24 protein-coding genes are annotated in these 26,878 nt (G+C 64.7%); 6 read left to right on the top strand and 18 right to left on the bottom strand.

Going from position 1 to position 26,878, the window contains the following annotated elements:
- Nucleotides 1–4 precede the first annotated feature (4 nt).
- The 4 genes from A7X65_RS05085 to A7X65_RS05070 all read right to left on the bottom strand — a co-directional run bounded on the left by A7X65_RS05085 (nucleotide 5) and on the right by A7X65_RS05070 (nucleotide 3,920).
- On the bottom strand, nucleotides 5–427 hold the full coding sequence (locus A7X65_RS05085; RefSeq protein ID WP_063683202.1) for a hypothetical protein: 423 nt from the start codon (nucleotides 425–427) through the stop codon (nucleotides 5–7).
- Nucleotides 427–948 (bottom strand): copper chaperone PCu(A)C, encoded by a 522-nt coding sequence (locus A7X65_RS05080; protein WP_063683201.1) that lies wholly within the window; start codon nucleotides 946–948, stop codon nucleotides 427–429. Before A7X65_RS05080 ends, A7X65_RS05085 begins: the two co-directional genes overlap by 1 nt.
- 38 nt (nucleotides 949–986) lie before the next feature.
- Nucleotides 987–3,461: a TonB-dependent receptor gene (locus tag A7X65_RS05075; protein WP_063683200.1), complete on the bottom strand. Its 2,475-nt coding sequence runs from the start codon at nucleotides 3,459–3,461 to the stop codon at nucleotides 987–989.
- An 84-nt stretch (nucleotides 3,462–3,545) separates the two neighbouring features.
- Nucleotides 3,546–3,920, bottom strand: coding sequence for a DUF2946 domain-containing protein (locus A7X65_RS05070; protein WP_063683199.1), 375 nt, complete (start codon nucleotides 3,918–3,920; stop codon nucleotides 3,546–3,548).
- A 483-nt stretch (nucleotides 3,921–4,403) separates the two neighbouring features.
- Between A7X65_RS05070 and A7X65_RS05065 the strand changes: the two genes are divergently transcribed.
- The 5 genes from A7X65_RS05065 (at nucleotide 4,404) to A7X65_RS05045 (ending at nucleotide 10,002) form a co-directional block, all read left to right on the top strand.
- A complete protein-coding gene (locus A7X65_RS05065) occupies nucleotides 4,404–4,808 on the top strand; it encodes a globin (protein WP_063683198.1) in 405 nt (134 codons plus the stop codon).
- Between the two features lie 146 nt (nucleotides 4,809–4,954).
- On the top strand, nucleotides 4,955–5,977 hold the full coding sequence (locus tag A7X65_RS05060) for a sugar ABC transporter substrate-binding protein (RefSeq protein ID WP_063683197.1): 1,023 nt from the start codon (nucleotides 4,955–4,957) through the stop codon (nucleotides 5,975–5,977).
- 6 nt (nucleotides 5,978–5,983) lie between these two features.
- On the top strand, nucleotides 5,984–7,486 hold the full coding sequence (locus tag A7X65_RS05055; protein WP_063683196.1) for a sugar ABC transporter ATP-binding protein: 1,503 nt from the start codon (nucleotides 5,984–5,986) through the stop codon (nucleotides 7,484–7,486).
- A gap of 11 nt (nucleotides 7,487–7,497) precedes the next feature.
- Entirely contained in the window at nucleotides 7,498–8,523 is a 1,026-nt protein-coding gene (locus A7X65_RS05050) for an ABC transporter permease (RefSeq protein ID WP_063683195.1), read from the top strand.
- A gap of 75 nt (nucleotides 8,524–8,598) precedes the next feature.
- Nucleotides 8,599–10,002, top strand: coding sequence for a threonine/serine exporter family protein (locus A7X65_RS05045; RefSeq protein WP_082884828.1), 1,404 nt, complete (start codon nucleotides 8,599–8,601; stop codon nucleotides 10,000–10,002).
- A gap of 35 nt (nucleotides 10,003–10,037) precedes the next feature.
- Here A7X65_RS05045 and A7X65_RS05040 read toward each other — a convergent pair whose 3' ends face one another.
- The 5 genes from A7X65_RS05040 to A7X65_RS05020 are packed head-to-tail and all read right to left on the bottom strand — an operon-like array spanning nucleotide 10,038 to nucleotide 15,412.
- Nucleotides 10,038–11,060 (bottom strand): ABC transporter ATP-binding protein, encoded by a 1,023-nt coding sequence (locus A7X65_RS05040; RefSeq protein WP_063683193.1) that lies wholly within the window; start codon nucleotides 11,058–11,060, stop codon nucleotides 10,038–10,040.
- A complete protein-coding gene (locus A7X65_RS05035) occupies nucleotides 11,053–12,033 on the bottom strand; it encodes an ABC transporter ATP-binding protein (protein ID WP_063683192.1) in 981 nt (326 codons plus the stop codon). Before A7X65_RS05035 ends, A7X65_RS05040 begins: the two co-directional genes overlap by 8 nt.
- Entirely contained in the window at nucleotides 12,030–12,851 is an 822-nt protein-coding gene (locus tag A7X65_RS05030) for an ABC transporter permease (RefSeq protein WP_063683191.1), read from the bottom strand. Before A7X65_RS05030 ends, A7X65_RS05035 begins: the two co-directional genes overlap by 4 nt.
- Complete coding sequence (locus A7X65_RS05025) at nucleotides 12,848–13,771, bottom strand: ABC transporter permease (RefSeq protein WP_063683190.1); 924 nt, start codon at nucleotides 13,769–13,771, stop codon at nucleotides 12,848–12,850. Before A7X65_RS05025 ends, A7X65_RS05030 begins: the two co-directional genes overlap by 4 nt.
- 54 nt (nucleotides 13,772–13,825) lie before the next feature.
- Nucleotides 13,826–15,412 carry an ABC transporter substrate-binding protein gene (locus tag A7X65_RS05020; protein WP_063683189.1) on the bottom strand — a complete coding sequence of 529 codons (1,587 nt, stop codon included), beginning with the start codon at nucleotides 15,410–15,412 and terminating at the stop codon, nucleotides 13,826–13,828.
- A gap of 149 nt (nucleotides 15,413–15,561) precedes the next feature.
- Between A7X65_RS05020 and A7X65_RS05015 the strand changes: the two genes are divergently transcribed.
- A complete protein-coding gene (locus tag A7X65_RS05015) occupies nucleotides 15,562–16,572 on the top strand; it encodes a hypothetical protein (RefSeq protein WP_245323272.1) in 1,011 nt (336 codons plus the stop codon).
- Nucleotides 16,573–16,800: 228 nt separating this feature from the next.
- Here A7X65_RS05015 and mtnK read toward each other — a convergent pair whose 3' ends face one another.
- The 9 genes from mtnK to nuoL form a co-directional block, all read right to left on the bottom strand.
- Complete coding sequence (gene mtnK / locus A7X65_RS05010) at nucleotides 16,801–18,084, bottom strand: S-methyl-5-thioribose kinase (protein WP_063683187.1); 1,284 nt, start codon at nucleotides 18,082–18,084, stop codon at nucleotides 16,801–16,803.
- 116 nt (nucleotides 18,085–18,200) lie between these two features.
- Nucleotides 18,201–18,548, bottom strand: a complete 348-nt coding sequence (locus A7X65_RS05005) for a hypothetical protein (protein WP_063683186.1) — start codon at nucleotides 18,546–18,548, stop codon at nucleotides 18,201–18,203.
- 46 nt (nucleotides 18,549–18,594) lie between these two features.
- Nucleotides 18,595–18,870, bottom strand: coding sequence for a DUF1467 family protein (locus A7X65_RS05000; protein WP_063683185.1), 276 nt, complete (start codon nucleotides 18,868–18,870; stop codon nucleotides 18,595–18,597).
- Nucleotides 18,871–18,878: 8 nt separating this feature from the next.
- Nucleotides 18,879–19,283: a methylmalonyl-CoA epimerase gene (gene mce / locus A7X65_RS04995; RefSeq protein WP_063683184.1), complete on the bottom strand. Its 405-nt coding sequence runs from the start codon at nucleotides 19,281–19,283 to the stop codon at nucleotides 18,879–18,881.
- Between the two features lie 69 nt (nucleotides 19,284–19,352).
- On the bottom strand, nucleotides 19,353–21,023 hold the full coding sequence (locus A7X65_RS04990) for a ribonuclease J (RefSeq protein ID WP_063683183.1): 1,671 nt from the start codon (nucleotides 21,021–21,023) through the stop codon (nucleotides 19,353–19,355).
- Nucleotides 21,023–21,829 (bottom strand): biotin--[acetyl-CoA-carboxylase] ligase, encoded by an 807-nt coding sequence (locus A7X65_RS04985; RefSeq protein ID WP_063683182.1) that lies wholly within the window; start codon nucleotides 21,827–21,829, stop codon nucleotides 21,023–21,025. Before A7X65_RS04985 ends, A7X65_RS04990 begins: the two co-directional genes overlap by 1 nt.
- A gap of 1 nt (nucleotide 21,830) precedes the next feature.
- A complete protein-coding gene (nuoN, locus tag A7X65_RS04980; protein WP_063683181.1) occupies nucleotides 21,831–23,267 on the bottom strand; it encodes an NADH-quinone oxidoreductase subunit NuoN in 1,437 nt (478 codons plus the stop codon).
- A gap of 22 nt (nucleotides 23,268–23,289) precedes the next feature.
- Nucleotides 23,290–24,798 (bottom strand): NADH-quinone oxidoreductase subunit M, encoded by a 1,509-nt coding sequence (locus tag A7X65_RS04975; protein ID WP_063683180.1) that lies wholly within the window; start codon nucleotides 24,796–24,798, stop codon nucleotides 23,290–23,292.
- On the bottom strand, nucleotides 24,799–26,877 hold the full coding sequence (nuoL, locus tag A7X65_RS04970) for an NADH-quinone oxidoreductase subunit L (protein WP_063683179.1): 2,079 nt from the start codon (nucleotides 26,875–26,877) through the stop codon (nucleotides 24,799–24,801).
- Nucleotide 26,878 lies beyond the last annotated feature (1 nt).

Below are 26,878 nucleotides of genomic sequence, written 5' to 3'. Positions count from 1 at the left end.
CCTATCATTTGATCAGGATCGGCGATTCAATGTTCACATGGTCAGCCTCGGAGATCGAGATTCCAAGACCGAGCATCCAGCGGCCGGGCGTCAATTGCGCGAGCTTCACGCGCCAGCCGTCTTCGCCCTCGCGCGAAGCCTCGACCGGCGCGAGCGTCCTGCCGGACTGCGTGTCCACCAGCGTGACCGACACGGCCTTCGCCGTGAGCGGTGTCTCGTCCGTGGTCTCAAGCTGAATCGCGATCTCGACCGGGCCGGCGCGGCCCGGCGAGACCGTGACGTTGGCCATCGCCTTCTCGGTGTGCAGATGCGTGAAGAAGCTGTCGTCGTCGGTCGCCGCCGCCATCGGCGTTGCGGCAACCGACAGCAACGCAGCAATCCCGAGGATGGCTCGACGCGTGGTCATATGGAGCTTGATCGTGCTCATCAGTGTTTCATTCCCGAATGATCCGGCATTTTCTTCATCATCATTCCGCCGCCGCCCGGTGCCTGGGCCCCAAGGCCCTGCACATCGAGGGAGACGGCGACCTTGCCGGCCTTCTCGAATTCGAGCGTGACCGGCACCTTCTCGCCTTCCTTAAACGGCCCCTTCAGCTCCTGGAGCATCAAATGATTGCCGCCCGGCGCCAGCTTCACGGTCTTGCCGGGATCAATGACAAGACCCTTGTCGAGCGGACGCATCTTCATCACGCCGTTGTCCATCGCCATCTCGTGGACCTCGGCCTTGCCCGCGATGTCGGCGGAGACGCTGACCAGCCTGTCCGCTGCCGTTCCCTTGTTCTCGATGGTGAGATAGCCGCCCGCGACCTTGGCGCCGCCCGGAGTCGCCCGGCTCCAGGCCTGCGAGATCACGAGATCGCCGGCCTTGACGTCGTCGGCGCGCACTGGGGCGGCGAACATTGCCGCGGAGAGCACTGCGAGCGCGAGGATATTTGATAGCCTGGTCATGTCGTTTGCCTTTCTTGTCGTAGACATCGCCCTATCAGTCAGAACGTGTACTTGCCGGCGAGAACGAAGGTTCGCCCCGGAAACGGATGGAACAGGAAATACTGCTCGTTAAAGAGATTATCGATACCGAAGTCGAATGCGAAGTTCTTCGTCGCGTTGTAGTGGACCTTCAGATCCACAACGAAGAAGTTGTCGAAGGCGCCATAGACGTGGGACACACGATCGGTGTTGTCCAGCGTCGAATACTGCTTGCCGCTGTAACGTGCCGCGATTGTGTAGGCCCAATTGTCGTTCGGCCGATAGGTGACGCCGAACTTGGCGCGCCAGTCCGGCACGTACGGAACGCGCTTGCCGACGACGGCCGTGGGCAGGTTCGTCAGAGGATCAAGTCCGGCCCAGCCCGCATCAGCCAGGATACGCGAGTCGACATAGGTCACGCTGCCGAACAGCTGGAGGCCGTTAACGAAAACATTGTCCTTGTCGGCGGACAACTCGATACCCTGCAACCTGATCGCGTCGACATTGCTGATCACCGTCGTCGGCGTCTGTACCTTGGTGACCGGATTGGTGACGAGGTTGGTCTGGGAGATGATCGCGTGATCGACGTGCTCCCGGAACAGAGTCAACCGGACGCGGCCGTCGCTCCATCTGCGCTCGATGTTCAGCTCACCCGTCAGATCCTGCTCGGGCAGCAGGTTTGGATTGGCGATGGTCGCCACGCCGCCGACCGTCAGGTTCTGATAGAGCTCCATGACGGTCGGGTAACGATAGGCCTGCCCGAAGTTCGCTGTGATGTTCCAGTCCCTGTTCGGATCAAAGGACAGCGACGCTTTCGGCGAGAAATTCGTTGAGGAGAGTTGCGGTTGTTGAACCGCGGCGATCGACGTAATCGCACCGGCAGCGCTTGTTCCGGTGCTGACATTGAAGCCGTCCTGGGCACGCCAGGTTTCGAACCGTCCGCCGAGCGTAAGCTTCAGATTGGGAAGAATCCTCCAGGCATCCTGCAGCCAGATCGCACCGGTCCGCGTTTCACCCTGTCCCTGTGAGTAGAGCGTGCCTGTCCCAGTGTCTCCAGTCGCATACCAGACCGATGACGCATAGACGGGACTTTCCAGGCGGTAACGATCGCCATGCAGACCGAAACTGACCTCATGGGGGCCGTCGTAGCCGAACGGCCGCCAAATCCCCTTGGCATCGGCGTTCTGCCAGTTGGTGCCGTCCATCCGTGTGATCTTCCCGTTCTGGGAATAGCCAACGCCTGTCGGCGTGACGGTGAACGGATTGAGCTGAATGTCCTGGAGATAATTGTAGCTGGAAGCCGAGAGATCGAAATCGTAGGTGCCTTTGGTGTCGCTTCTGATCGCAACGGCATTGCTGACGTGAGTCTGGTCCCAGACATATTTGCCGGTGGCAAATCCGGACAGGCCCGCGAATGTGGGCGCACCGGTCGCGGCCGATTTCAGGTAGGTCTGGGGATCGGAGACCTGGTGGTTATTCCAGATCCCGAACGAATAGGTCGCCTGAACCTGCGCCGTCACATCATAGGCAAGGCGGATGTTGCCCGACGTCTGCTGCGAATGCGCGAGGATGCCCGTGCCTAGCACGTTGGCCGCAACGCCTTGCTTGTTCAACGCGGGGAACGCACCGGTCGTGCCGGCCGGGATTGCAGCGCTGGTCGTGTAAGTGAGCGGCTGCTGGTAGCTGTCGAGATAGTTGGCGCTGACGAGCCAGGACAGCTTGCCGTCGCGATTGCCCGCGGCGGCGCTGGTCTGGCTGGTCACGTAGGTGTCCTTGGTGCCGTATTGATTCCAGGGCATCACGGACACGGTTTCCTTGGCCACCGCAAACGGCTTGTCCGGCATCTTTGACGAGATCAGCAGCACGCCGCCGATCGAGTTGCCGGGATAGGCGGCGGCGAACGGGCCGTTGAGGTAATCGACCCGCCCGATCGCTTCCGGCGAGATCAAGTTCCACTTTGGCGAGGCATTCGTGTTGTTGTTGCCGATCAGGGCCGAGATAAGGAGATCGTCGTAGTAGATCAACGTTCGCGAGCTCGAATTGAGACCCCAGCTCCGCGTCGCCAGCACGGCCATGTTGTCGCCGTCGTTGCGTTTCCGCACGAACAGGCTCGGCATGTATTTGACGGCGTCCTCGGGATCCTTGAGGTTGATCGTCTCATCGACCTCCTTCGCCGTGATGCTGAAGGAACGCTGCGGCAATTGATAGCGCGTGACGGCGGCCGGGGCGTCGAGCGATGCGCGGGCGCTGCCTGTACCTTGCTCGGCCGCGACGGCGGGAGCGGCCCCCGCACGGGCAGGCTTTGCCGACTGCGTCCTGGCGGCGACTGGACGCACCACCGGTTTGCGCGGCTTGGGCTTCGCAGCGGCGGGCGCATCGACCGTCACCGGCGGCAGCACCGCGCTGCTCTGGGCTAAAACTCCGCCCGGCGACGCGAGCAGCGCGGCCTGAACGGCAACGACGCTCACGCCTCGGCGGGCATGACGACTTAACATGGGGCATTCCTGACGCCGGCTTTCTCTCCGGCCATTCGACAACATCAATCGCCTACGGACGGACCGCGGCGATCACGAGGGTCGTCAGGAAAATTGGGGAGGCGCGCGCGCCTGGGCGTGTGAGCCTCTATGGGCGGACACGGCGGATGCATCCGCCGTGTGCCACACCACGCGTTCGGCGTGGCGGAAGGGAATGGCGAGCGCCACGTGCGGCGGCGAATCGAGTGAGGCATTGGCCTGGGCCAGGCAGCACAGCGCGCATGCGCCCGCATGCGCGGTCGGCGTTCCCGTCCGGTCGTTCAGACCACCCTGCTCGCTCGGGCTGTGGCAGATGACGGCAGCCGACAGCGGATCGGCAACGGCCTGGCTTGCCGCCAGACAGGCGGCAATCGGCGCCAGCACCTGCATCGCCAGGGCGAGCAGGACCAGAGGCAGGAATTTTTGCAGCCGTGCGCGCATCCACCGAACCGTTCGTTCAGCTGCGATCTAAACACCTCGCCGCGACCCGAGTCGAGACCAGTTCCGCCGCCTGGTTGGCCGGGCTCAAATTACTCGAAAACTGTGGTCCGGGCGCCCCATGGGGACCGGACGTTTGGTATTCGAGGCAGCCGGGCCACCCCGCCGCATCCACAGATTTCTTATATTTGTCATATGCTTACGCGGTAAACAGCCCGATCATTTCGTCAGCTGCTGTTATTTTGAACAATCGTTGCCGAAAATGATGACAAGTGAGAAAAGTTGATCTAGCATCCTCTTGCTCAGGCGCTGACCGCGAGGTCATGGCCTGGTGGTCCAAGTCTCGGGAGGAGCCCCTGGCGCGCAAAACGCAGCGTCGCCCCGTCAATCAAGATCAAATCTTAAGATCGGGGATAATAGGGTCGACACAATTTTTGAGCGGGGCCAGGGCCCCGCTCTTTTTTTGTCCGCATGGCTGAAAAGCCGATGAGCGCTTCTCTCAATCGTATCGAAGAGAGTTTCGAAATCGCGGCGCTGCGCTGCGCCGATCTCACGCCGCTGGTCTACCGGCGCCTGTTCGAAGCGCATCCCGAAACGCGAACGATGTTCCGCGCACAAGGCAGCGAGCTCGTGATGGGTTCGATGCTGGCCCTGACCATCGAGGCGATTCTCGACTTTGCGGGCGAGCGCCGCGGGCATTTCCGGCTGATCGCCTGCGAGGTCGCCTCGCACGATGCATATGGCACCTCGCGCGAGCTGTTCATCGCCTTCTTCGCTGTCATCAGGAACACGCTGCGCGACCTGCTCGGCGACGACTGGTCGGCGGACACTGCACTGGCCTGGGACAGATTGCTCGTCGAGATCGACGCATACGCCAGCATTCCCGCCTGATCCTTTGCGCTGCACCAAGCTGCGGCGATGTCGCGGCCACGACGCCGCTGATTGCAGATTGAGTGCGAACAACTCTTGTGAGAGACTTTCGGACATCGGCCGCGCAAGCAATGACGCGCCGACGATAAAATACATGGGAGCGAGCGATGTCCGGGACGAAAGATTTCTCGACGACGAGGCGCGATCTTCTTCAGGCGGCAGCGACCGCCGGCGCCGGGGCTGCCCTGTTCGGCAGCATGGGCATAAACCCCGCCTTGGCCGCCGAGGTCGGACGCAGCGAGAAACCGCTGAAGGCGGCCTTCTCCAATGCGGGCCTTCAGGCGACGTGGTGCGCGCAAGGCAAGCAGGCGGCAGAATTCTGGGGCAAGCTGTTCAACGTCGAGGTCACCTGGTTCGACGGTCAGCTCGACGCAGTGAAGCAGCGCGCGGCAATCGACAACATGGCCTCGCAGAAATGGGATTTCGTCGCGATCCAGGCCTTCGGCATCGGCACCCTCACCCAGCCCGTGCAGAAGATGATCGACGCCGGCACACCCGTGATCGACATGGACACACTCATTGCTCCTCTCGATCAAATCAACGTCCACTCCTTCCTCGCCCCCGACAACGAGTTCATGGGCGCCTCGGTGACGCAGGCGCTGTGCAACGCGATGGGCGGCAAGGGCAAGATCATCATGACGCAGGGCGCGCTCGGCCACACCGGCGCGCAAGGACGCGCGAAGGGCTTCAACACCGTCGTCAAGCAGTTCCCGAACATCGAGGTACTCGACACCCAGCCGGCCGACTGGGACGTCTCCAAGACTGCGCGCCTCTGGGAAACCTACCTCACGAAGTACCCGCAGATCGACGCGGCGTTCTTCCACAATGACGACATGGCGCTCGCCGCCGCCAACATCATGAAGGCGCGGGGCCGCACCAACATCCTGATCGGCGGCGTCGACGCCATGCCGCCGGCGATCCAGGCGGTGAGCGAAGGCCGCATGTACGCGACCGTCCGCAACCCGTCCTGCCGCATCCATGGCGGTGCGATCATCGCGGGCGTGTCCGCCGTGGTCGGCGGCGAGAAGAGCGGACAGGGCATTCCCAAGAACGTCGTCACCGACGGCCCTGTCGTGACCAAGGCGAACGCCGCGGGGATGCAGTGGATGCAGGATCACTTCCTGATCTGATCTTTCATGCCTGAGACGCGTTCGCCCATCCTGGAACTGCAGGGCATCACGAAGAGCTTCGGCGGCGTCGAAGCGCTTCGTGGTGTCGACTTCGCGCTCTATCCCGGCGAGATCCACGGTCTCGTCGGCGAGAACGGCGCGGGGAAAAGCACGCTGATGAAGATCATCGCCGGCGTGCACACCGAGTTCTCCGGCCGCTTCCTGATCGACGGAACCGAAACGCATTTCCGCTCGGCGCGCGACGCGCATGCGGCCGGCATCGCCATGGTGCATCAGGAGCTCTCCGTCGCCCCAGACCTTACCGTTGCCGAGAACGTCTTCCTTGGCAACCAGCCGACCAACGCCCTTGGCCTGGTGCAATGGCGACGGATGGCGCGCGAGGCCGGCGAACAGCTCGCCCGTTTCGGCATCGACGTCGACCCTATGTCGCGGCTCGGTGACCTGCCGATCGGGCTGCAGCAGTTGATCGAGATCGCACGCGTGCTGTTCTCCGGCGCGCGCATCGTCATCCTGGACGAGCCAACCTCCGCCCTTTCCCCGCCGGAGGTCGAGCGGCTGTTCACAACGCTCCGGCGGCTGCGCGCGCAAGGCACCAGCATCGTCTTCATCTCGCATTTCATCGAGGACATCCTGCGTGTGTCCGACACGGTGACCGTGTTCCGCAACGGCCGGAAGGTCGCGGAGACCGCGAGCGCTGCGACCAGCAAGGGCGCGCTGATCGAGGCCATGATCGGCCGCGGCGGCGAGGCGCTCGAGCACAGCTACACCGACGATTTGATGCTGCCGCAGCCGAGCGAAAGCCCGGTGGTCCTGAAAGTCGACCAGCTCTCGCTCGCGCGCAGCCTGAAGGACATCTCCTTCGAAGCGCGCGCCGGCGAGGTGCTCGGCATCTACGGCTTCATGGGCTGCGGCCAGCAGGAATTGTCCCGCATCCTGTTCGGCAAGCTGAAGCCGGACGGCGGCACGCTTTTCGTCGACGGCACGCCAAAGACCTTCGCCAGCACGGCGGCGGCGCGGCGCGCCGGCGTGGCGCTGGTGCCGGAGAGCCGGCGCGACATGCTGTTCCACCAGGAACCGGTCTACAAGAACATCTCGATCAGCATTTTGGACCGCATCTCGTCGCTGCTGCTGAAGCCGGCGCAAGAGCGCGACATCGCCAAGCGCCAAGTCGAGCAGTTGCAGATCAGGCCGCCGGTGGTCGGCCTTGATCTCGGCATGCTCTCGGGCGGCAACCAACAGAAGGTTGCCCTCGCCAAATGGCTGACCTATCCGCCCAAGCTGCTGGTGCTGTGCGAGCCGACCCGCGGCATGGATGTCGGCGCCAAGAACGACGTCATTAACATCGTCCGCGACCTCCGCACAAAAGGGCTCGCGATCATCGTGCTGTCGACGGAGCCGGAAACGGTGCTGTCGCTGGCCGACCGCATCCTCGTGCTCAAGCGCGGCGCGGTGGTGCGGGAGTTCAGGAACGAGCCGGTCAGCAAGGACCGCCTGCTGGAAGCCGCGTGACGGAGAAGCACATGAGCAGCGAGACGGCTTTGGCGGCGGGACAGCGGGCACGGGGCCTTGCGCCCTTCCTGCGCTCGCAGATGCGCAACATCGCCCCGTTCCTGACGCTGATCTTCCTCTCCGGCTTCTTCGCTTTCGCCAGCCCCTCCTTCGCCACGCTCGACAATCTCGGCAACATCCTGACGCAGGTGTCGGTGACGGGCATCATCGCGGTCGGCCTCACCTTCGTGATCCTGTGCGCCGAGATCGACCTCTCGATCGCCAGCATCGCCAATGTCACGGGCATCGCGGTCGCCTACTTCACGCTGCAGGAATCTTACGTCAACATCGCCAACATACCCCTGCCCGGCGCGGTCGCGATCATCCTGTCGATCCTGCTCTGCGCCCTGCTCGGGCTCGTCAACGCGTTGGGGCTGACCGTCATCGGCATCCCCTCCTTCATCATGACCTTGGCGATGATGCAGATCGCCGCCGGCATCTCGGCGCTGCTGGTGCGCGGCCAGATCGCCTACAAGGTCCCCAGCCTGATCACGACGCTCGGCTCGGGATCGATCGGCGGCATCCCCTGGATCGTCATCGTCGCCGCCATCATGCTGCTCGGCGGCCATCTGGTGCTGACCTACACGCGCTTCGGCCGCTACGTCTACATGGTCGGCGGCAACCGCGAGGCCGCCGAATATGCCGGCCTCAACGTCAAGCTCATTCTCGGCGCTGTGATGATCATCTCGGCAGTCTGCTCCGGCATCGGCGGCATGCTGGGCGTCGCCCATTTCGGCAGCGCACAGCAGAACGAGTTCGACACCTACCTCCTCGATTCCATCGCCGCCGTCGTCGTCGGCGGCACTAGCCTGTTCGGCGGCCGCGGCGGAATCGGCAACACCATCGTCGGGCTCTTCGTACTCGGCGTCCTCAACAACGGCCTCGACCACGTCAACATCGACAGCTTCCTGAAGATCCTGATCCGAGGCCTGATCCTGCTGGCGGCGCTGGTGATCAACGTCTATGCGCAGCGGTTGAGGGAAAAGGCGGTCGAGTAGCCCACCCCACGCACATTACAAATCATTGGGGAATTTGGCGCGGAGCGGCGCCGACTGCCTCATGGCCGTCTGGCCATGCGGACATCTTCCACGCCGGTCCGCTCGCTATCGTTCGGAGCTGAAAGCCAGCGCTGCCGTCCATGGAGGACAATCGCCGACTACCGCGAGAACCGCCCACCCTGGCCGGTTGTCCAGCTCCCGGAGGCGGCGTCGAGAGATGAGACCATGACCAGTCAAGACAGCTCCGGGCTGATCCTGGCGTTCGCGAGAACGCTGTTCGTCAACGGCCAGGCGACCGATCAGGTCGTCGCCGCAACCGGACTGCTTGGACGCAAGCTCGGCGTCAATGCCCGGCTGATGTCGCGCTGGGGCGAGCTGCGGTTGCGCGTGGACGCCGGCGGCGTGACATCAATCACCGACGAGCCGGCCGATCCGACCGGGATCGACATGAGCCGCGTTGCGTCCACCATGCATGCGATCGCGGACATCGAGGCCGGTCGATTGTCGATCGCGGATGCACACAGCCGCATCGAGGCCATCGCCGCCACGCCACCGTCGCCGACCTGGCTGTTCGCGTTGGCGGCGGCAAGCGGCTCGGTGGCGCTCGCGATCATTTTCGGCATGCAGCACTGGCTGACTGCAGTGTTGATCTTCGCGAGCGCCGGCCTCGGCGGGCTGCTTCGGCGCCTCATCGCAAAGATCAGCACGAATGTCTTCATCCAGCCGTTTTGCGCAGCCCTGCTGGCCGGGATCGTCGGCGGCGTTGCGGCGCGCTACCAGCTCAGCCCCAACCCCGGCCTGGTCGTCGTGTGTCCATGCATGGTGCTGGTGCCCGGACCGCACATCCTCAACGGCGTGCTCGATCTCCTCAGGGCGCGCATTCACCTGGGCGCGGCCCGCCTGACCTATGCGGGCCTGGTGGTCTTCGCAATCTCGACCGGGCTGCTGCTCGGGCTCACGCTGCTCAATCAGTCGCTCCCGATCGACCCGCCGGGCCAGGCGGTGCCGCTCTGGCTCGATGTGATCGCGGCGGGCGTCGCGGTCGCCTGTTACAGCGTCTTCTTCTCGACTCCGAGCGCCATGCTGCCCTGGCCTGTCGCCGTCGGCATGCTTGCCCATGCCTCACGCTGGGCCGCGATCTCGGAGCTGGGTTTTGGCGCGGCGACCGGCGCATTGGTCGCCTGCCTCGTGGTCGGGTTGCTCCTCACCCCGATCGCACGCCGTCGCCACTTGCCATTCGCCGCGATCGGCTTTGCCTCGGTCGTGTCGATGATCCCTGGTGTCTACCTCTTCCGGATGGCGAGCGGGCTACTGGAAATCGCCGACACGGCACAGGCGACATCCGCCCTGGTCGGGGCCACGATTGCCGATGGTGTGACCGCCATCGCGATCGTGCTGGGCATAAGCCTCGGCCTGATTGTGCCGAAGGTGGTCATCGACCACCTCGATGTTCGCCGTAATCCGGCTCAGAGGAGCTGAGGACGACCGGGGCCGGCGCGCTGCGAGTATATCCGCTAGATGGAGGCCACCGCCGCCTGCCCCGCAATCTCCTCAGCCCGCCAGCACCGCACCGCATGCCCATCTGGCCGCGTCTCCAGCACCGGCCCCGGCTCGCGCCGGCACACGTCCTCGGCATGCCGGCAGCGCGGGCTGAAGGCGCAGCCGTGCGGCGGATTGAGCGGGTTGGGAAGATCGCCGCCGGTCGTCGCCAGCGGGGCGTGACGCAGCGGGTCGGGAATGGCGGCGATCAGCGCCTGCGTGTAGGGGTGCGCGGGCCGTTCGAATATCTCGCGCCAGTGGCCGTTCTCGACGATGCGGCCGAGATACATCACCGCGACGCGGTCGCTCATGTGCTCGACCACCCCGAGATCGTGGCTGATCATGATGTAGGACAGGCCGAGCGTGTCCTTCAGCTCCAGCAGCAGATTGATGATCTGGGCGCGGATCGAGACGTCGAGTGCCGAGACCGGCTCGTCGCAGATGACGATTTTGGGATTGAGGATCAGCGCGCGGGCGATGCCGATGCGCTGGCGCTGGCCGCCGGAGAATTCATGGGGGTAGCGGTCGGCCTGTTCGGGCCGCAATCCCACATGCTTGAGCATCGTCGCGACGCGGTCTTCGATCTCGCTCTTTGTGGTCACGCCGTGCACACGCAGCGGATCTTCCAGCGTGCGGCGCACGGTCTGGCGCGGATTGAGCGAGGCGTAGGGATCCTGGAACACGATCTGCACGGTGCGGGCCAGCGCCTTGCGATCGACGGATGCCCGGTCCGTCACGACCTGCCCGTCCAGCACGATGCGGCCACGCGTGGGCGTCAGCAGGCCGAGGATCGAGAGCGCGACCGTGGACTTGCCGGAGCCGGACTCGCCGACGAGACCAAGGCATTCGCCGCGCTTCAAGCTGAGATCGACACCATCGACGGCACGGAGCAACCGCCGGCCGCGGCCAAACAGACCACCGCCCAAGGGAAAATGGACCGCGAGATCCTCGACGCTGAGGATCAAGTCGTCAGCCGGTCTTCCCTGTGGTTCATGCATGGTGATGACACCTCACCAGGCCGCCCGCCTCCAGCCACTCCGCCGTCGGTGCGACGGTCCGGCAGATATCGGTCGCCCGCGCGCAGCGCGGATTGAACCGGCAGCCGTCCGGAAAGCTCGTGATGGCCGGGACCACGCCCGCGATCTCCTTGAGCCTGCTCCGCCCGAGCGCGGCGCGGCTGCCCAGCCGCGGCAAGGAGTCGACGAGGCCCTGCGTATAGGGGTGCGAAGGTGCGCGGAAAATATCGGCCGAGCCGCGCTCCTCGACGATGCGGCCGGCATACATCACGGCGACGCGGCGGCAGACATTGGCGACGAGGCCAAGATCGTGACTGATCATCAGGATCGCCGTGCCCCGCTCCGCGCACAGATTGCGCATCAGCTCGATGATCTCGGCCTGCACGGTGACATCGAGCGCGGTGGTCGGCTCGTCGGCGATCAGAAGGTCCGGGCCGCAGGCGAGTGCGATGGCGATCATGACGCGCTGGCGCATGCCGCCGGAGAGCTGGTGCGGATAGTCGTTGACGCGCCGTTCGGGCGCGGGCACGCGCACGCTCGCCAAGGCCTCGACCGCCAGCTTGTTGGCCTCCCGCCAGCTCTTGCCCTTGTGCAGCACGAACATCTCGGCGATCTGCCGGCCGACGGGCGAGACCGGGTTCAGCGCCGTCATCGGCTCCTGGAAGATCATGGCGATGCGGTTGCCGCGCAGGTCGCGCTGCCGCGCCGCGGACAGGTGCTGGATTTCCTTGCCCTCGAACCGGATGACGCCGCCGCCGATCGACAGCGGCGGCCGCAACAGGCCGATCAAGGCAAGCGCCGTAATACTCTTGCCGCAGCCGGATTCGCCGACGAGGCCAAAGGTCTCGCCGCGATCGATGCGGAACGAAATGCCTTCGGCTGCCGCAACGCGCCGCGATCCATCGTCCAGGTCGATGCGGAGATCCTCGACTTCGATCAGCGGCGCGCCCGTCATGTCCGCCGGCTCCGCGATTGGGGATCGAGGATGTCGCGCAGGCCATCGCCGAGCAGATTGAGACCGAGCACCGTCAGGAAGATGGCAAGGCCCGGAAACACCGAGAGCCATGGCGCCGTCGTGATCTGGTCGCGGGCGTCCGACAGCATGCTGCCCCAGCTCGGGAACGGCGGGCGGACGCCGAGGCCCAGGAACGACAGCGCGGCTTCGGACAAGACCGCGCTACCCATGCCGAGTGTGCCGATGACGACGATCGGCCCCAGCATGTTCGGGAGAAGCTGCGTGATCATGATGCGCACATCGCCGTAGCCGAGCACGGTGGCCGCCTGCACATAGCCCTGGCTCTTCAGCGACAATGCCGAGGCCCGGGCGATCCGGCAGGTGAAGGACCAGTTGGTGAGCCCGAGCGCGATCAGGAGGCTGGTCAGGCCGGGTCCCAACACCGCCATGATGGCGAGCGCGAAGATCAGCGAGGGGATTGCGAGCATCAGGTTGGTCAGGGCGTTGACGACATCGTCCCACCAACCGCCCCAATAGCCGGCGCTGAGGCCCAGCGCCACGCCGATGACGCTGTTGATGAGCTGCGAGACGATGCCGACCGTCAGCGAGACGCGGGCGCCGTAGACCACGCGGGAATAGATGTCGCGGCCCTGGTCGTCGGTGCCGAACCACCAAGTCCAGCTCGGCGGCTCTTCCGCGTTCATCAGATTGGCGTCCAGGACAGGATCGGTGTGCGCCAGCCAGGGCGCGAGCAGCCCGACCAGGATCGCGAGCGCGAACAGCGCGCCGCCGATGATGAGATTGGCGCGGAGCTTCATGCGTACCTGATCCTGGGATCGATCACGCCGTAGAGCACGTCGATCAGCAGATTGATCGCGAGAAAGGCCAGCACCACCACGAGAATGGAGCCCTGGACGGCGGGAATGTCGCGCTGCAGGACGCTGTCGACCAGCAGCGAGCCGATGCCGGGCCACGAGAACAGCTTTTCCACGACGACCGCCTGCCCCATCAGCCCGCCGAACTGCAGCCCAACGGTGGTGAGAATGATGACGAGTGCGTTGCGCATCACGTGCCATTTGACGACGCGCGTCTCGCTCATGCCCTTGGAACGCGCGGTGCGGACGAAATCGGCGGTCATGATCTCAAGCACCGCAGCGCGCGTCGTGCGGGCAAACAGCGCCATCGGCGAGACGCCGAGGGTCACCGCCGGCAGCAGCAGGTATTTCAGCCCGCCGTCGCCGTAGCCGAAGCTGGGCAGCCAGCCAAGCTTCAACGCAAACAGATACATCAGCACGAGTCCGAGCCAGAACTTGGCGATAGACAGACCCGATACCGCCACGACCATGGCAAGCGTATCGACGAGGCCGCCGGGCCTCAGCGCCGCGACGAAGCCAAGCGGCACGCCGATCACGATCGCAAACGCCATGGCCGTGAAGATCAGCTGCAGCGTCGGCCAGGCCCGTTTGGCGATCATTGTTATGACCGGTTCACGCGTCCGGAACGAGGTCCCGAAATCGCCGGTTGCGAGCTTGGCGATATAGCTGCCGAAACGGACATAGACGGGATCGTCGAGGCCAAGCTGCTTCTTCATCCGCAGCTCGACCTGCGGATCTGCATCGTCGCTCATGGAGGAGACGATGCTGCCGGGAACGACGCTGAACAGCACGAACACCAGCAGCACGACGGCAAGCACGGTCGGAATGGACTGCAGCAGACGACGGATCAGGAACGAGAGCATCGGCACTTTTCCCCGCTCCCTCCATCGCCCGGTGCAATCGAGGAAGCGCGCGTGTCACTTCGCGGGCGAGGTCTCGTCGACCCAGAGGTCTTCGACATTCTGGTGGGTCAGCTCCGTCGCGTTCTGTTGAACGCCCTTGAGCCATGGCTGCACGGCCATGACCGCCTTGTTGTAGTTGAAGAACCAGACCGGCGCTTCCTCGTAGAGCAGCGCATTGGCCTTCTGCAGCAGCGCGACGCGCTGCTCAGGAGCGTCAGCCTGCCCGGCCGCATCGACGATCTTGTCGAACTCGGCATTTTTGAAGTTCATGTAATTGCAGGCCGATTGCGGCGTCGCCGAGTGGAAGCATTTGAGCGCAGCCTGGGGATCCGGGCCGCTCTGCTGCGAATAGATGAAGGCCTGGTAGTCGCCGCTGCGCACCACCTCCGCCAGCACGGCGGTCTCGACCTGCTTGACCTTCGCCTTGATGCCGACCTTGTCCAGCATCGGGATCACGGCCGAGACGATCGGCAGGCCCCAGCTCTCGTTCTGGCTGGTGGTCCATTCGAATTCGAAGCCATTGGGGTAACCGGCCTCTGTAAGCAGCTGCTTGGCCTTGGCGGGATCAAAGGGGTAAGGCTTCATCGCCTTGTCGTAGGCAGGCGAAGTCAGCGGCAGCCAGCTGGTGGCGCGATAGGCCTTGCCCTTGACCAGCTTGTTGATGATCAGATCGGTATCGATCGCGTAGTTGATCGCCTGACGGACGCGCTTGTCCGTGAACGGCTTGAACGAGGGATTCATGCCCATGTAGCGCGTGAACACCTCGGCGACCTCGACGATGGTGCCCTTGAGATTGGCATCGGACTGATAGGCCACGTACTGCGCCGGCCCGAGCACGGACGTGTCGATCTCCTTGTTGCGGAAGGCGACGTCGCGCGCCGCGGCCTCGGCCATGATCGACACGACGACCTTGTCGGCGTAAGGCTTGCCGGGCTTGTAGAAGCGGTCCCAGCGCTCCAGCACGATGCGCGATCCCGGCACGTGCTCGACGAACTTGAACGGTCCGAGGCCGATCGGCTTCTGGATGAAGCTCTCCTTGGCGCCTTCGTCGGCAGGATAGATCGAGGTCAGCGCGGTGAAAAAGTAGAAACCGGGATCGACCTTCTCGGTCAGCTTCATCTCGACGGTGAAATCGTCGATCTTCTTCAGGCCGGAGATCTCCTTGGCCTGCCCCTTCTCCACCGCAGCGGCGCCCTCGATGACGCGGACGAAGCGTGCGCCGGGAAATGCCTTGGTGCCGTCCATGATGCGGGTAAAGGACCAGATCACGTCATCGGCGGTCATCTTGCGGCCGTTGTGGAAATAGGCGTCGTCGCGCAGCTTGAAGGTGTGAACGAGGCCTCCGCCCGAAACCACGTCCTCCTTGGCAAGCTCCAGAACCGGCCTTCCTTCCGCGGAATTCCAGATGTAGAGCGAGCGATGCAGCGCCTTGGCATAGATTTCGTCCTGGGCGCGCTGGGTGGTGTGGATGTCGAGGCTGGTGAAGCTCGAGCCGTAGGGCGCCGTCATGCGGATGGTTCCGCCCTTGCGCGGCGTCTGGGCCTCTGCCGAGGCGGCGAGTGCCAGCCCCAGACCAGCAACGATCGCGATCTTCCTCAACATCTTATGTCCCCCACCGGCGCAGGTATTTCGATCACGGATTTGATCATTCGTAGCCCGTCGAACGCAAGCTTCGATTTGATGCCACGTGATGCCGGTTCCTGAGGCAGCGACAAGCTCGCGGGCCGGGTTGCATCCCACGGCGGTGCAAGTTGCCGATTGACGCGGTGCATCATCGAATGACCGGGAGCAGTGAACATTTTTCGCGATCAGCGCGACCAAGCTCAGGATCGTCATCTGAGCCGCGGGAATCGCGGAAAAATGGGATCGCGGAAAAGATGAAGCGCCGAATTTTAGGTGTTTTGCTCGCGGGCAGTCTGGTCGCCGCGGCGGCTGTGCTCGCAAGCCCGCTCGCGGCCAACCCCGGCCGGCACAGCGACGCGGACGGCATTCGCTTTGGCTGGAGCCGCACCTCCGGGTCGAACGATTATCTCGACCAGACCTGGTGGGCGGTCCGAAGCCACGAGACTGCGGATAATGTCGTCGAACGGCTGCTCAGCATCCCCGTCGGGATGATCGCGCGCGGCGCAGGCGCGGGTTTCGAAGCCAAGCTCGCCGAGGTCACCGGCCTGCCGCTGCCCGAGGACTGGACCCTCACGACGGCGAAGAGTTCGCCGCAGATCAATTCGGTCTACGCCGAGACGCCGCGCGATCTCGCAGCCGTGCTCGGCTTCTACCGCGACGCACTCGGCCAGCGTGGCTGGACCGAGGATGACGGCGCGGTCGTCGCATCCGACCGGGCGGTGATCACCTTCAGGACAGGCGCAGGGCTGGCCCTGCTCCGGCTCTCCCGTCAGGATGACAAGACCATCGCCGAGCTGTCCCGGCGCAAATTCGTCGCGGCGACTGGCGGCCTGCTGGCGAAGCCGGGGCAAGTGAGGCTGATCCTCGGCAACAAGACGGATGAAGCAGCAGTCATCACCGTCGCCGAGCAGACGATCAGGCTGGCTGCGCACGCCGGCGAGAAACTGACGGACTCCGACACCGCCGCAGGCGAATTGCCCGGCGGCCAAAAGATCGATCTGCCGCCCGGCAAGTACAGGGTCGCCCTGAAGGTGGACGGTAGCGCGGCGCAAAGCCGGGAGTTCGAGGTCGCGGCCGGTGAGACCTGGGGTCTGCTGGCCGGTTCGGACGGCGTCCTGCTGCCGATACGGCTTTATTGAGACCGTCTGGCCCCGTGGGCTCTCGTAAACAGCGTGACCGTCATCCTGAGGTGCGAGGCGCGCGATGCAATCGCGTGCTGAGCCTCGAAGGATGAACGGCCGAGATGCAGCCGGGCTGTCGCCCTTCGAGGCCTCCGCTTCGCTCCGGCACCTCAGGGTGACGGTGAACAATTGCGCCTGTTGCTCGGGTTATGATTGCGAGCGCGAAGGTGCGCTCCTCAAGCTCTCTCAGCCCGTCAGCTCCGGCTGCCAGTCGCGCACTTTCCGCGCGGCGCCGGTGACGTCGGCGATCGTCCGGAACGCCGCCGCCTCCACCATCATGCCCCGTGCGAGCCGCACGGCGCGGGCTTCGCTGATCGCCCGTCTCCTGGGATCCTCGATCAGCTCGAAATCGATGTTGTGCGCGAGGCCGAAGATACGGCGGATGGTTTTGGCGGCGGCGAAGCCGACGGTGTCGGTGAACAGGCGCTGCATGTAGGCCTGCCGCTCGGCCTCCAGACGCAAGGCGCCCTTGTCGCCGGTGAAAAGTGAGGTCGGGTAAGCATCGCCGGTCGGCCCGGTGCGCCAGAGGTCGAGGAATTTGCGGGCGAACTCGTTCCAGACCTTGTCGACCGTCTCCAGCACCCAGACCTCGAACGCAGCCCGCTCGCCTTGCGTGCGCTCATGGCCTGCGGAGGCGAAATAGGCCATCAGCAGATTGGCCAGCACCGCGCCGACGTCGAACCCCATCGGACCGTAGAACGCAAATTCCGGGTCGATGACCCGCGTCTGGCTCTCCGTGACCATGATCGAGCCGGTGTGGAGATCGCCGTGCAGCAGCGCTTCCGGGCTTGCCATGAATTTCAGCTTCAGCCGGGAGATCGCGACATGCAGCTCCATGTCGTCGCGAAGGTTTGCGGCGAGGCCATCGAGGTAAGGCGCGGTCCAGCGGTTCTGCTCGGCGATGCGGTAGGGATCGGTGAAAATCAGATCCTCGGTGATCTTGCACAGCGCATGGTTGCCCGCAAAGGCCGCGATGGACTCCTTCTTCTCGGCGGCCGGCAAAGCGAGGTCCGAGGTGAAGAACAGCGTTCGCGCCATGAAGGTGGTGATGTCGTCCACGAAACCAGGGTATTGCGTTGCGGCAACCAGCCCCTTGCGCATGATGATGTGGGGCTCGAGCAGCTCCATCACCGTCAGCGCCAGCTTGTCATTGTGGTGCAGCAGCGCCGGCACGAGGCCCGGGGCGATCTGCGCCTGCCGCGACAGCGCGAGATATTCGTAATGCGCTCGCGACAGCGGCAGCGGCCAGCTCTCGCCGACGAGGCGGACATAGGGCAGCGCCTGCTTCACGGCGACGCCGCCCTTCGCGCCCTTGACGATGAAGACGAGGTTGAGATTGCCGTCGCCGACCTCGGTGATCTCCCAGGACGCGGGCGCGCCGCCGAGCTGCGCCTTCAGGTCCGGAAGGCCCGCGAGATAGTCCCGCAAGTCGGCCTCATGCAGAATCCGGTAATCCGCCGCCTGCGCCATGGCGATCCCATCCCCTAAAGCGCGATGAAATCGCGCCTTCGTTTTTTATATTTGAGCATGATCTTCAAGGAAAAACGCTTCACACTTTCCGGATCATGCTCTATGGGGCCGGACCGTTACTCCCGCTCCAGGAAGCTCGAGCCGATCTCGGCCTTTCTTTTGATCGGATCGTAATCACAATAGACGCCGTCCGCCACCAGCGTGTAGCTGGCGACGACGTTGTATTTGTCCAGCTTGACCGAGTTCAGTCCGATCACCGAGGTGCTCTTGCCGCCGTTCCACTTGAACGGCGTCGAGCTCTTGGCCTGCTCGCAGGCCATCACCGCGTCGTTGAAGACATAGCCCTCGACGAACGCCTTCAGGGTGCGCACCTGCACCGCCATCTTCCATTCGAAATAGCCGACGGCCCCAAGGCCGGCGACGATCAGCACCAGAAGCGCGACGACGATCCTTTGAAAAGTCATTCGTTTCCCCAACAACCACGCAACAGGAAAATCCAGCGAAGAATAGCTAGAACGGCATGCCCATCAATTTCGACAGCCGTTCGATCGAGAGATAGCCGGCATGATAGGCCAACATGCCGAGGCCGTAGATGATCGCCGAGATGATCGTGGTCCAGATCAGCTTGCGGCCCATCCGCGTCAGGATCGGCGCGCCGGGGTCGGTGCCGGGCGCGCCCACGCCGTCCTCGTGCTGGCTGCGCACGCCGAACGGCAGCGTCAGGAACAGCGCGACCCACCAGATGACGAAGTAGATCGCAATCGCGGTCGAGATCTGGATGGCCATGGGACGGCTTACGCCTGCTCGATTTCGACGAGGGCGCCGGAAAAATCCTTGGGGTGCAGGAACAGCACCGGCTTGCCATGGGCGCCGATCTTCGGCACGCCGTCGCCGAGCACCCTTGCCCCCTCCTTCACCAGCGTGTCGCGGGAGGCGATGATGTCGACCACCTCGTAGCAGACATGGTGGATGCCGCCGTCCGGGTTACGCTCCACGAATTTGGCGATCGGCGAGGCTTCCCCGAGCGGCTCGATGAACTCGATCTTGGTATTGGGCAGGGTCGCGAACACGGTGATGACGCCGTGCTCGGGCAGCGGCACGGCTTCCGAGATCTGGGCGCCGAACGCGGTGCCGTAGATCTTCGCGGCCTTGACGGCATCCCTGGTCGCGATCGCGACATGGTTGAGGCGACCCAGCATGTTTCTTCTCCCTCAGCGCACGATCCGGACTGGGCGAAGCGACCCGCCCGCGAGACCATGCCTACGCGATTACACTGTCAGGACGTGTACCAGACAGGGGGGCTTTTTACCCCAATGTTCGTTGATGACGGCCCGGACAGCGCGTCGCACCGATTCACCGAGCGCGTCGGGATCCCGGCGCCGCGCCTTCGGCAGCCCCTCGATCGTGGACATGACGGCGTCGAAGACCAGGTCGTCGAAGGTCTCGCCGGCCCGGTTTTTCTCGGGAATGCCAACCAGATCGACCTCGGGTTCGTCGGCGAGCTCGCCCTGGGCGGTCATGGCGATGGCGACGAAGGCGCAGCCGGAGAAGGCCATGCGCCGCCGCTCGACCACCGCGCGGGACTTGGAATCCTCCAGGATCGTGCCGTCCTTGTAGAGCCGGCCCGACGGCACCTCGCCGACCACGCCGGGATCGCCAGGCCCGAGCTTGACGAGGTCGCCATTGCGGCACACCAGCACCCGCGGCACGCCGGCGGCGCGCGCGAGCTTGGCATGCTCGTGCAGATGCAGGGCCTCGCCATGGACGGGGATCAGGAGCTGCGGCTTCACCCAGGAGATCAGGTCGCGCAGCTCGTCGCGGCGGGGATGGCCGGAGACGTGGACCAGCGCATCGCGATCGGTGATGACCTCGACGCCCTGCAGCACCAGATTGTTGATGATCGAGCCGACCGCCTTCTCGTTGCCGGGAATGGTGCGCGAGGAAAAGATGACGCTGTCGCCGCGGTTCAGCGTGATCTCGGGGTGGTCGTCATTGGCGATGCGCGCCAGCGCGGCGCGCGGCTCGCCCTGGCTGCCGGTGCACAGCGCCAGCACCTTGTCCTGCGGCAGGTGGCCGTAGACCTCGGGCGAGCGGAAATTCTGCACGTCCTCGAGATAGCCGGTCTCGCGCGCGACCTGCACCACGCGCTCCATGGCGCGGCCGACCACGACGACCTCGCGGTCGGCAGCCCTGGCGGCGTCGGCCACGGCCTTCACGCGGGCGACGTTCGAAGCAAACGTGGTCACCGCGACGCGGCCCTTGGCGGACTTCACGAGGTCGATGATGGTCTTGGCGACCTCGGCTTCGGAAGGAGAGCGGCCGTCGCGCACGGCATTGGTGGAATCGCCGATCAGAGCGAGCACGCCCTCCTCGCCGAGCTCGCGCAGCCGCTTCTCGTCGGTCGGCGCGCCCAGCGTCGGGGTCGGGTCGATCTTCCAGTCGCCGGTGTGCAGCACGATGCCGGCTTCAGTGTGGATCGCCAGCGCATGCGCTTCCGGAATCGAATGCGCGACGGGGATGAACTCGACGTTGAACGGGCCGATATCGACGCGCCCGCCGGATGGCACCACGGTCACCGGGATCTCCGGCGCATTGCGCTCGGCGGCGCATTTGGCCTCGAACAAGGCGGCGCTGAACTTGGTCGCGTAGATCGGGCACTTCAGCTTCGGCCAGAGATCGATGATGGCGCCGAAATGGTCCTCATGGGCGTGCGTCAGCACGAGGCCCATCAGGTTCTTGCGTTCCTTCTCCAGGAAGGAGATGTCGGGCATGATCAGGTCGATACCCGGCAGGTGCTCCTCGTCGCCGAAGGAGACGCCGAGATCGACCGCGAGCCAGGAGCGCTGGTGGCGGTTGCCGAGGCCATAGATCGACAGGTTCATGCCGATCTCGCCGACGCCGCCGAGCGGCGCAAATACCAGTTCATCCGGCCTTGCCATCACGCAGCTCCCACGGAACGGGCCGGACCAAAGAACACCTCACCCGCCGCCACCGGCACGCGCCGGCCCTCCGCGGTGCGGACGATCAGGCAGCCGGTGTCGTCGATGGTGTCGAAAATACCTTCCAGTGTCGTCGTCCCCGTGTGGATCCCCACCCGCTCGCCGAGACCGGCGGCGCGCGCCAGCCACAGTTTACGGATCTCGGCGAAGCCGCGGCCATTGTCCCATATGCCACGGAACTCGACCCAGGCATCCGCCAGGGCCGTGAAAAGCTCCTCCGCGCTGATCTGGACGCCGAGGGCGGCCAGCGACACGGCGGGCGTCGGCGTGCCCTCGGGCGCGGCGACGACGTTGGTGCCGATGCCAGTGACGATGGCCAGGCGATCGCCGACGGCTTCCGCCTCGAGGCCGATGCCGACGAGCTTCTTGCCGTTGGCGAGCACGTCATTCGGCCATTTCAGGGCGTAGCGGGGACGGCCTTCGCCGAGCCGCATCGCGGCCTCGAGGCTGACCTTCTCGAGAGCTGCCTCCTCCGCCAGCCCGGCGGCAAAGCCGATGGTGGCGGCAACCGCAGGCGCGATGTCCAGGACTTCAAGGACGCTGGCGGCGAGATTGCCCTTCGGGGCGATCCAGGCGCGCTGGCGACGGCCGCGGCCGGCGGTCTGCTCGGAGGTGACGAACCACATAGGGCCGCGTTCGCCGGCCCGCGCGTGCTCGATGGCGTCGGTGTTGGTCGAGCCGGTCCGTTCGAAAGCCGCGAGCCTGTAGCCCGCGGCCTGTGCGCGAGGACCGAGCGCGAACCCCATCCTAGAACAGCGACTTTGCCGCAGCGGAGGCGACGCTCACCACCGGGCCTGCGATCAGCGCGAACAGGATGTTGAACACGCCCGCAACCGCCAGCACCGTCTTCACCTCGACGCGCACCGGATCGACTTGGCCGGCCGGCTCGTCGAAGTACATCGTCTTGACGATGGCGAGATAGTAGTAGGCGCCGACGACGCTGGAGAGCACGCCGATCACGGCGAGCGTGAACAGGTTTGCCTTGATGGCGGCGACGAAGACGTACCACTTCGCGAAGAAGCCGGCGAGCGGCGGGATGCCGGCGAGCGAGAACAGCAGCATCGCGAACATGAAGGCGAGCAGCGGATTGGTGCGCGACAGGCCGGCGAAATCGCTGATCTGCTCGACCGCCTGGCCGTTGCGCTTCATGGCGAGGATGATCGAGAACGAACCGAGCGTCATCGCGACATAGATCACGATGTACATCAGCACGCCCTGCGCACCCTCGACCGTGCCGGAGGCGAGGCCGACCAGGGCAAAGCCCATGTGGCCGATCGAGGAATAGGCCATCAGGCGCTTGATGTTGGTCTGGCCGATCGCGGCGAAGGAGCCGAGCGCCATCGAGGCGATCGAGACGAACACCAGGATCTGCTGCCACTGCGAGACGATGCCCGGGAATGCGGTCAGCGTGACGCGGGTGAAGACGGCGAGCGCAGCCACCTTCGGCGCCGAGGCGAAGAAGGCGGTGACCGGGGTCGGGGCGCCTTCATACACGTCCGGCGTCCACATGTGGAACGGCACGGCCGAAACCTTGAAGCACAGGCCCGCGAGCAGGAAGACGAGGCCGAACACCAGGCCGACATTCGACATCGTCGCGGCGGCGGCGATGCCGGTGAAGCTCACGGTGCCGGTAAAGCCGTAGATCAGCGAGGCGCCGTAAAGCAGCATGCCCGAGGACAGCGCGCCGAGCACGAAGTACTTCAGGCCGGCTTCGGTCGACTTGGCGTTGTCGCGGTTCGAGGCCGCCACGACATAGAGCGCCAGCGACATCAATTCGAGGCCGAGATAGAGCGAGATCAGGTCGCCGGCCGAGATCAGCACCATCATGCCGAGCGTCGAGAGCAGCACCAGGATGGCGTATTCGAAGATGCGGCGCGACGGGTCGGCCAGGAACTCGGTCGACAGGATCAGCGTCACCGCCGAGCCGATCAGCGCCAGGATCTTCATGAAGCGGGCGAAGTCGTCGACGATGAAGCTGCCGCCGAAGGTGACCTGCTTGCCCGCGGGCAGCATGTATTCGAGCACGCCGACCACGACGAGAAGCAGCACGGCCAGCGAGGTAACCGCGCTTGTCGTCCCCTGCCCGCGATAGGCTCCCAGCATCAGAAGCGCCATGGCGCCGATCGCGAGCACGAGCTCGGGCAGCACCGGCGCCAGTTGATAACCTGCAGTCGTAAAGCTCATGGCGATATCCTGACCTGCCCGATCACTGGAGCAGTGCGGCGGCCTTCACGGCCGTCACAGCGGTGTTGTAATTGTTGACGAGTTGCTGGACCGAGGCGGCCGACATGTCGAGCACGGGCTTGGGCCAGACGCCGAACAGGATCGTCAGCGCGATCATCGGGAACAGCGTCACGCATTCGCGCAAGGTCAGATCCTTCATGCTCGCCAGCGACGGCTTGACCAGCGCCCCGAACACGACCTTGCGGTAGAGCCACAGCGCGTAGCCCGCCGAGAGGATCACGCCGAAGGTGGCGAAGAACGCGGTCGGGATGGAGACCTTGAAGGTGCCGAGCAGCGTCATGAACTCGCCGACGAAGCCGCTGGTGCCGGGCAGACCGACATTGGCCATGGTGAAGATCATGAAGGTCATCGCGTAGAGCGGCATCCGGTTGACGAGGCCGCCATAGGCCGCGATCTCGCGGGTGTGCAGGCGGTCGTAGACGACGCCGACGCAGAGGAACAGCGCGCCGGAGACGATGCCGTGCGAGATCATCTGGAACATACCGCCCGCGACGCCCTGCATGGTGCCGGCGAAGATGCCCATGGTGACGAAGCCCATATGCGCCACCGACGAGTAGGCGATCAGCTTCTTCATGTCCTCCTGCATCAAGGCCACCAGCGAGGTGTAGATGATGGCGATGGCCGAGAGCGTGAACACGAACGGCGCGAAGTCATGCGAAGCCAGCGGGAACATCGGCAGCGAGAAGCGCAGGAAGCCGTAGCCGCCCATCTTCAGCAGGATCGCGGCGAGGACCACGGAGCCCGCGGTCGGCGCCTCGACGTGCGCGTCGGGAAGCCAGGTGTGCACCGGCCACATCGGCATCTTCACCGCGAAGGAGGCGAAGAAGGCGAGCCACGCCCAGGTCTGCAAGCTACGCGGCACGGCCGTGTGCATCAGGGTCGGGATGTCGGTAGTGCCGCCGTTCCAGTACAGCGCCATGATGGCGAGCAGCATCAGGACCGAGCCGAGCAGCGTGTAGAGGAAGAACTTGAACGACGCGTAGACCCGGCGCGGACCGCCCCAGACGCCGATGATCAGGAACATCGGGATCAGGCCGCCCTCGAAGAACAGGTAGAACAGCACGAGATCGAGCGCCGAGAAGGTGCCGATCATCAGCGTTTCCAGGATCAGGAACGCCATCATGTATTCGCGGACGCGGTTGGTGATCGCCTTCCAGCTCGCGATGATGCAGAACGGCATCACGGCGGTGGTCAGGATCACCAGCGGCAGCGAGATGCCGTCGACGCCCATGTGGTAGGTGATGCCGGCGGCGAGCCAGTTCGCCTTCTCGACGAACTGGAAGTCCGGGTTATTGGGGTCGAAGCGCATGACCAGGATCACCGACACCGCGAAGGTGATCAGCGTGGTCCAGAGCGCGATCCAGCGCGAATTGCGCTTGGCCGCCTCGTCGTCACCGCGGCTGAGATAGACGATCAGCGCGCCGACCAGCGGCAGGAACGTCGTGACCGAAAGAATGGGCCAGGTTGTCATTTACTGGCCTCCAAAGCCGAACATGAACCAGGTGATCAGGCCGGCGGCACCGATCAGCATGGCGAATGCGTAGTGATAGAGATAGCCGGTCTGGATCTTCACGACGTTGCGGGTGATGTCCAGCACGCGGGCCGAGACGCCGTCGGGGCCGAAGCCGTCGATGATGAAGCCATCGCCCTTCTTCCAGAGCTGATAGCCGATCCACTTCGCCGGACGGACGAAGATGAGGTCGTACAGCTCGTCGAAGTACCATTTGTTGAGCAGGAACTGGTACAGCATCGGCTGCGTGTTCGCGAGCTCGACCGGCAGATAAGGCCGGCGGATGTAGAACAGGTACGAGACGAGGAAGCCCAGCACCATCATCACCGTCGGCAGGAAGGCGATGGTCTCGGGGATGTGGTGCATCTCCTCGATGATGTGCGGGTTCATCTTCACGGACTCGCGGAAGAACTCCTCGACGCCGTGGCCTGCGAACAGCTCCTTGAACGGAAGACCGGCGACGAACGAGCCGACCGCGAGCACGCCGATCGGGATCAGGATCCAGAGCGGCGCCTCATGCGCGGCCTCGTAGTGATGCTCGTCATGCGGCTCGCCGTGGAAGGTCTTGAAGATCAGGCGCCAGGAGTAGAACGAGGTCAGGCCGGCGGCGACGATCGTCATCAGGAAGCCGTACACCGCGAACGGGTTGTGCGAGGCGTAGGCGGACTCGATGATCGCGTCCTTGGAGAAGTAGCCGGCGGTGAGCGGGAAGCCGGTCAGGGCCAGCGTGCCGACCACCATCACCGCGTAGGTGTAGGGGATCTTCTTCCAGAGGCCGCCCATGTTGCGGATGTCCTGCTCGTGGTGCATCGCGTAGATCACCGAGCCGGAACCTAGGAACAGCAGCGCCTTGAAGAAGGCGTGCGTGAACAGGTGGAACATGCCGACCGAATAGGCCCCTGCTCCCATCGCCACGAACATGTAGCCGAGCTGCGAACAGGTCGAGTAGGCGACGATGCGCTTGATGTCGTTCTGGACGAGGCCGATGGTGGCCGCGAAGAACGCGGTGGTGGCACCGAAGAACATCACCACGGCCTGGGCGTTCGGGGCGAGCTCGAACAGCGGCGACAAGCGCGCCACCATGAAGACGCCGGCGGTGACCATGGTCGCGGCGTGGATCAGCGCCGACACCGGGGTCGGGCCTTCCATAGCGTCCGGCAACCAGGTGTGCAGCAGGAACTGCGCCGACTTGCCCATCGCGCCCATGAACAGCAGGAGGCAGGTCAGGGTCAGGGCGTCGGCGTGCCAGCCGAGGAAGTTGATGGTCTTGCCGGTGAGGCCCGGCGCGGCATGGAAGATGGTCTCGAAATCGGTCGAGCTCGTCAGCATGAAGATCGCGAAGATGCCGAGCGCAAAACCGAAGTCGCCGACGCGGTTGACCACGAAGGCCTTGATGGCGGCCGCGTTCGCCGAGGGCTTCTGGTACCAGAAGCCGATAAGCAGGTAGCTCGCCAGACCCACGCCTTCCCAGCCGAAGAACAGCTGCACGAGGTTGTCCGCAGTCACCAGCATCAGCATGGCGAAGGTGAACAGCGAGAGGTAGCCGAAGAAGCGCGGCCGGTTCGGGTCCTCGTCCATGTAGCCGATGGAATAGAGGTGCACGAGCGAGGACACGGTCGTCACCACCACCAGCATCACGGCGGTGAGCGTGTCGACGCGCAGCGTCCACCAGACCTGGAGGTCGCCGGAGAAGATCCAGGGCAGCAGCTGGATGCGGACGTCATGGTGCATGAAGCCGACGTCGACCAGGGTCATCCAGGACAGCGCGGCCGAGACGAACAGCAGGCCGGTGGTGATCAGCTCGGCGGCGCGCGAACCGGCCGCGGCCGGCTCGACCGGGCCGTGGCCGTGGTCGTCATGGCCGTGGTCGTCGTGAGCGTGGTCGTCATGCGCAGCCGAAGCGTGCGCATCGCCGTGGCCATGGTCGCCATGATGATCGAGCTCGTCGCCCGAGGGGTTGCGGGCATGCGCGCCGGCCAGGGCGATGAGCCCTGCCAGAATGGCGCCCAGCAGAGGCAGAAAAACGATTGCCTGAACCATT

The organism is Bradyrhizobium stylosanthis (assembly GCF_001641335.1).
GTDB classification, from domain to species: domain Bacteria; phylum Pseudomonadota; class Alphaproteobacteria; order Rhizobiales; family Xanthobacteraceae; genus Bradyrhizobium; species Bradyrhizobium stylosanthis.
Note: the sequence above shows the minus strand (reverse complement) of the source record. Positions and strands in the feature narration are given on the sequence as shown.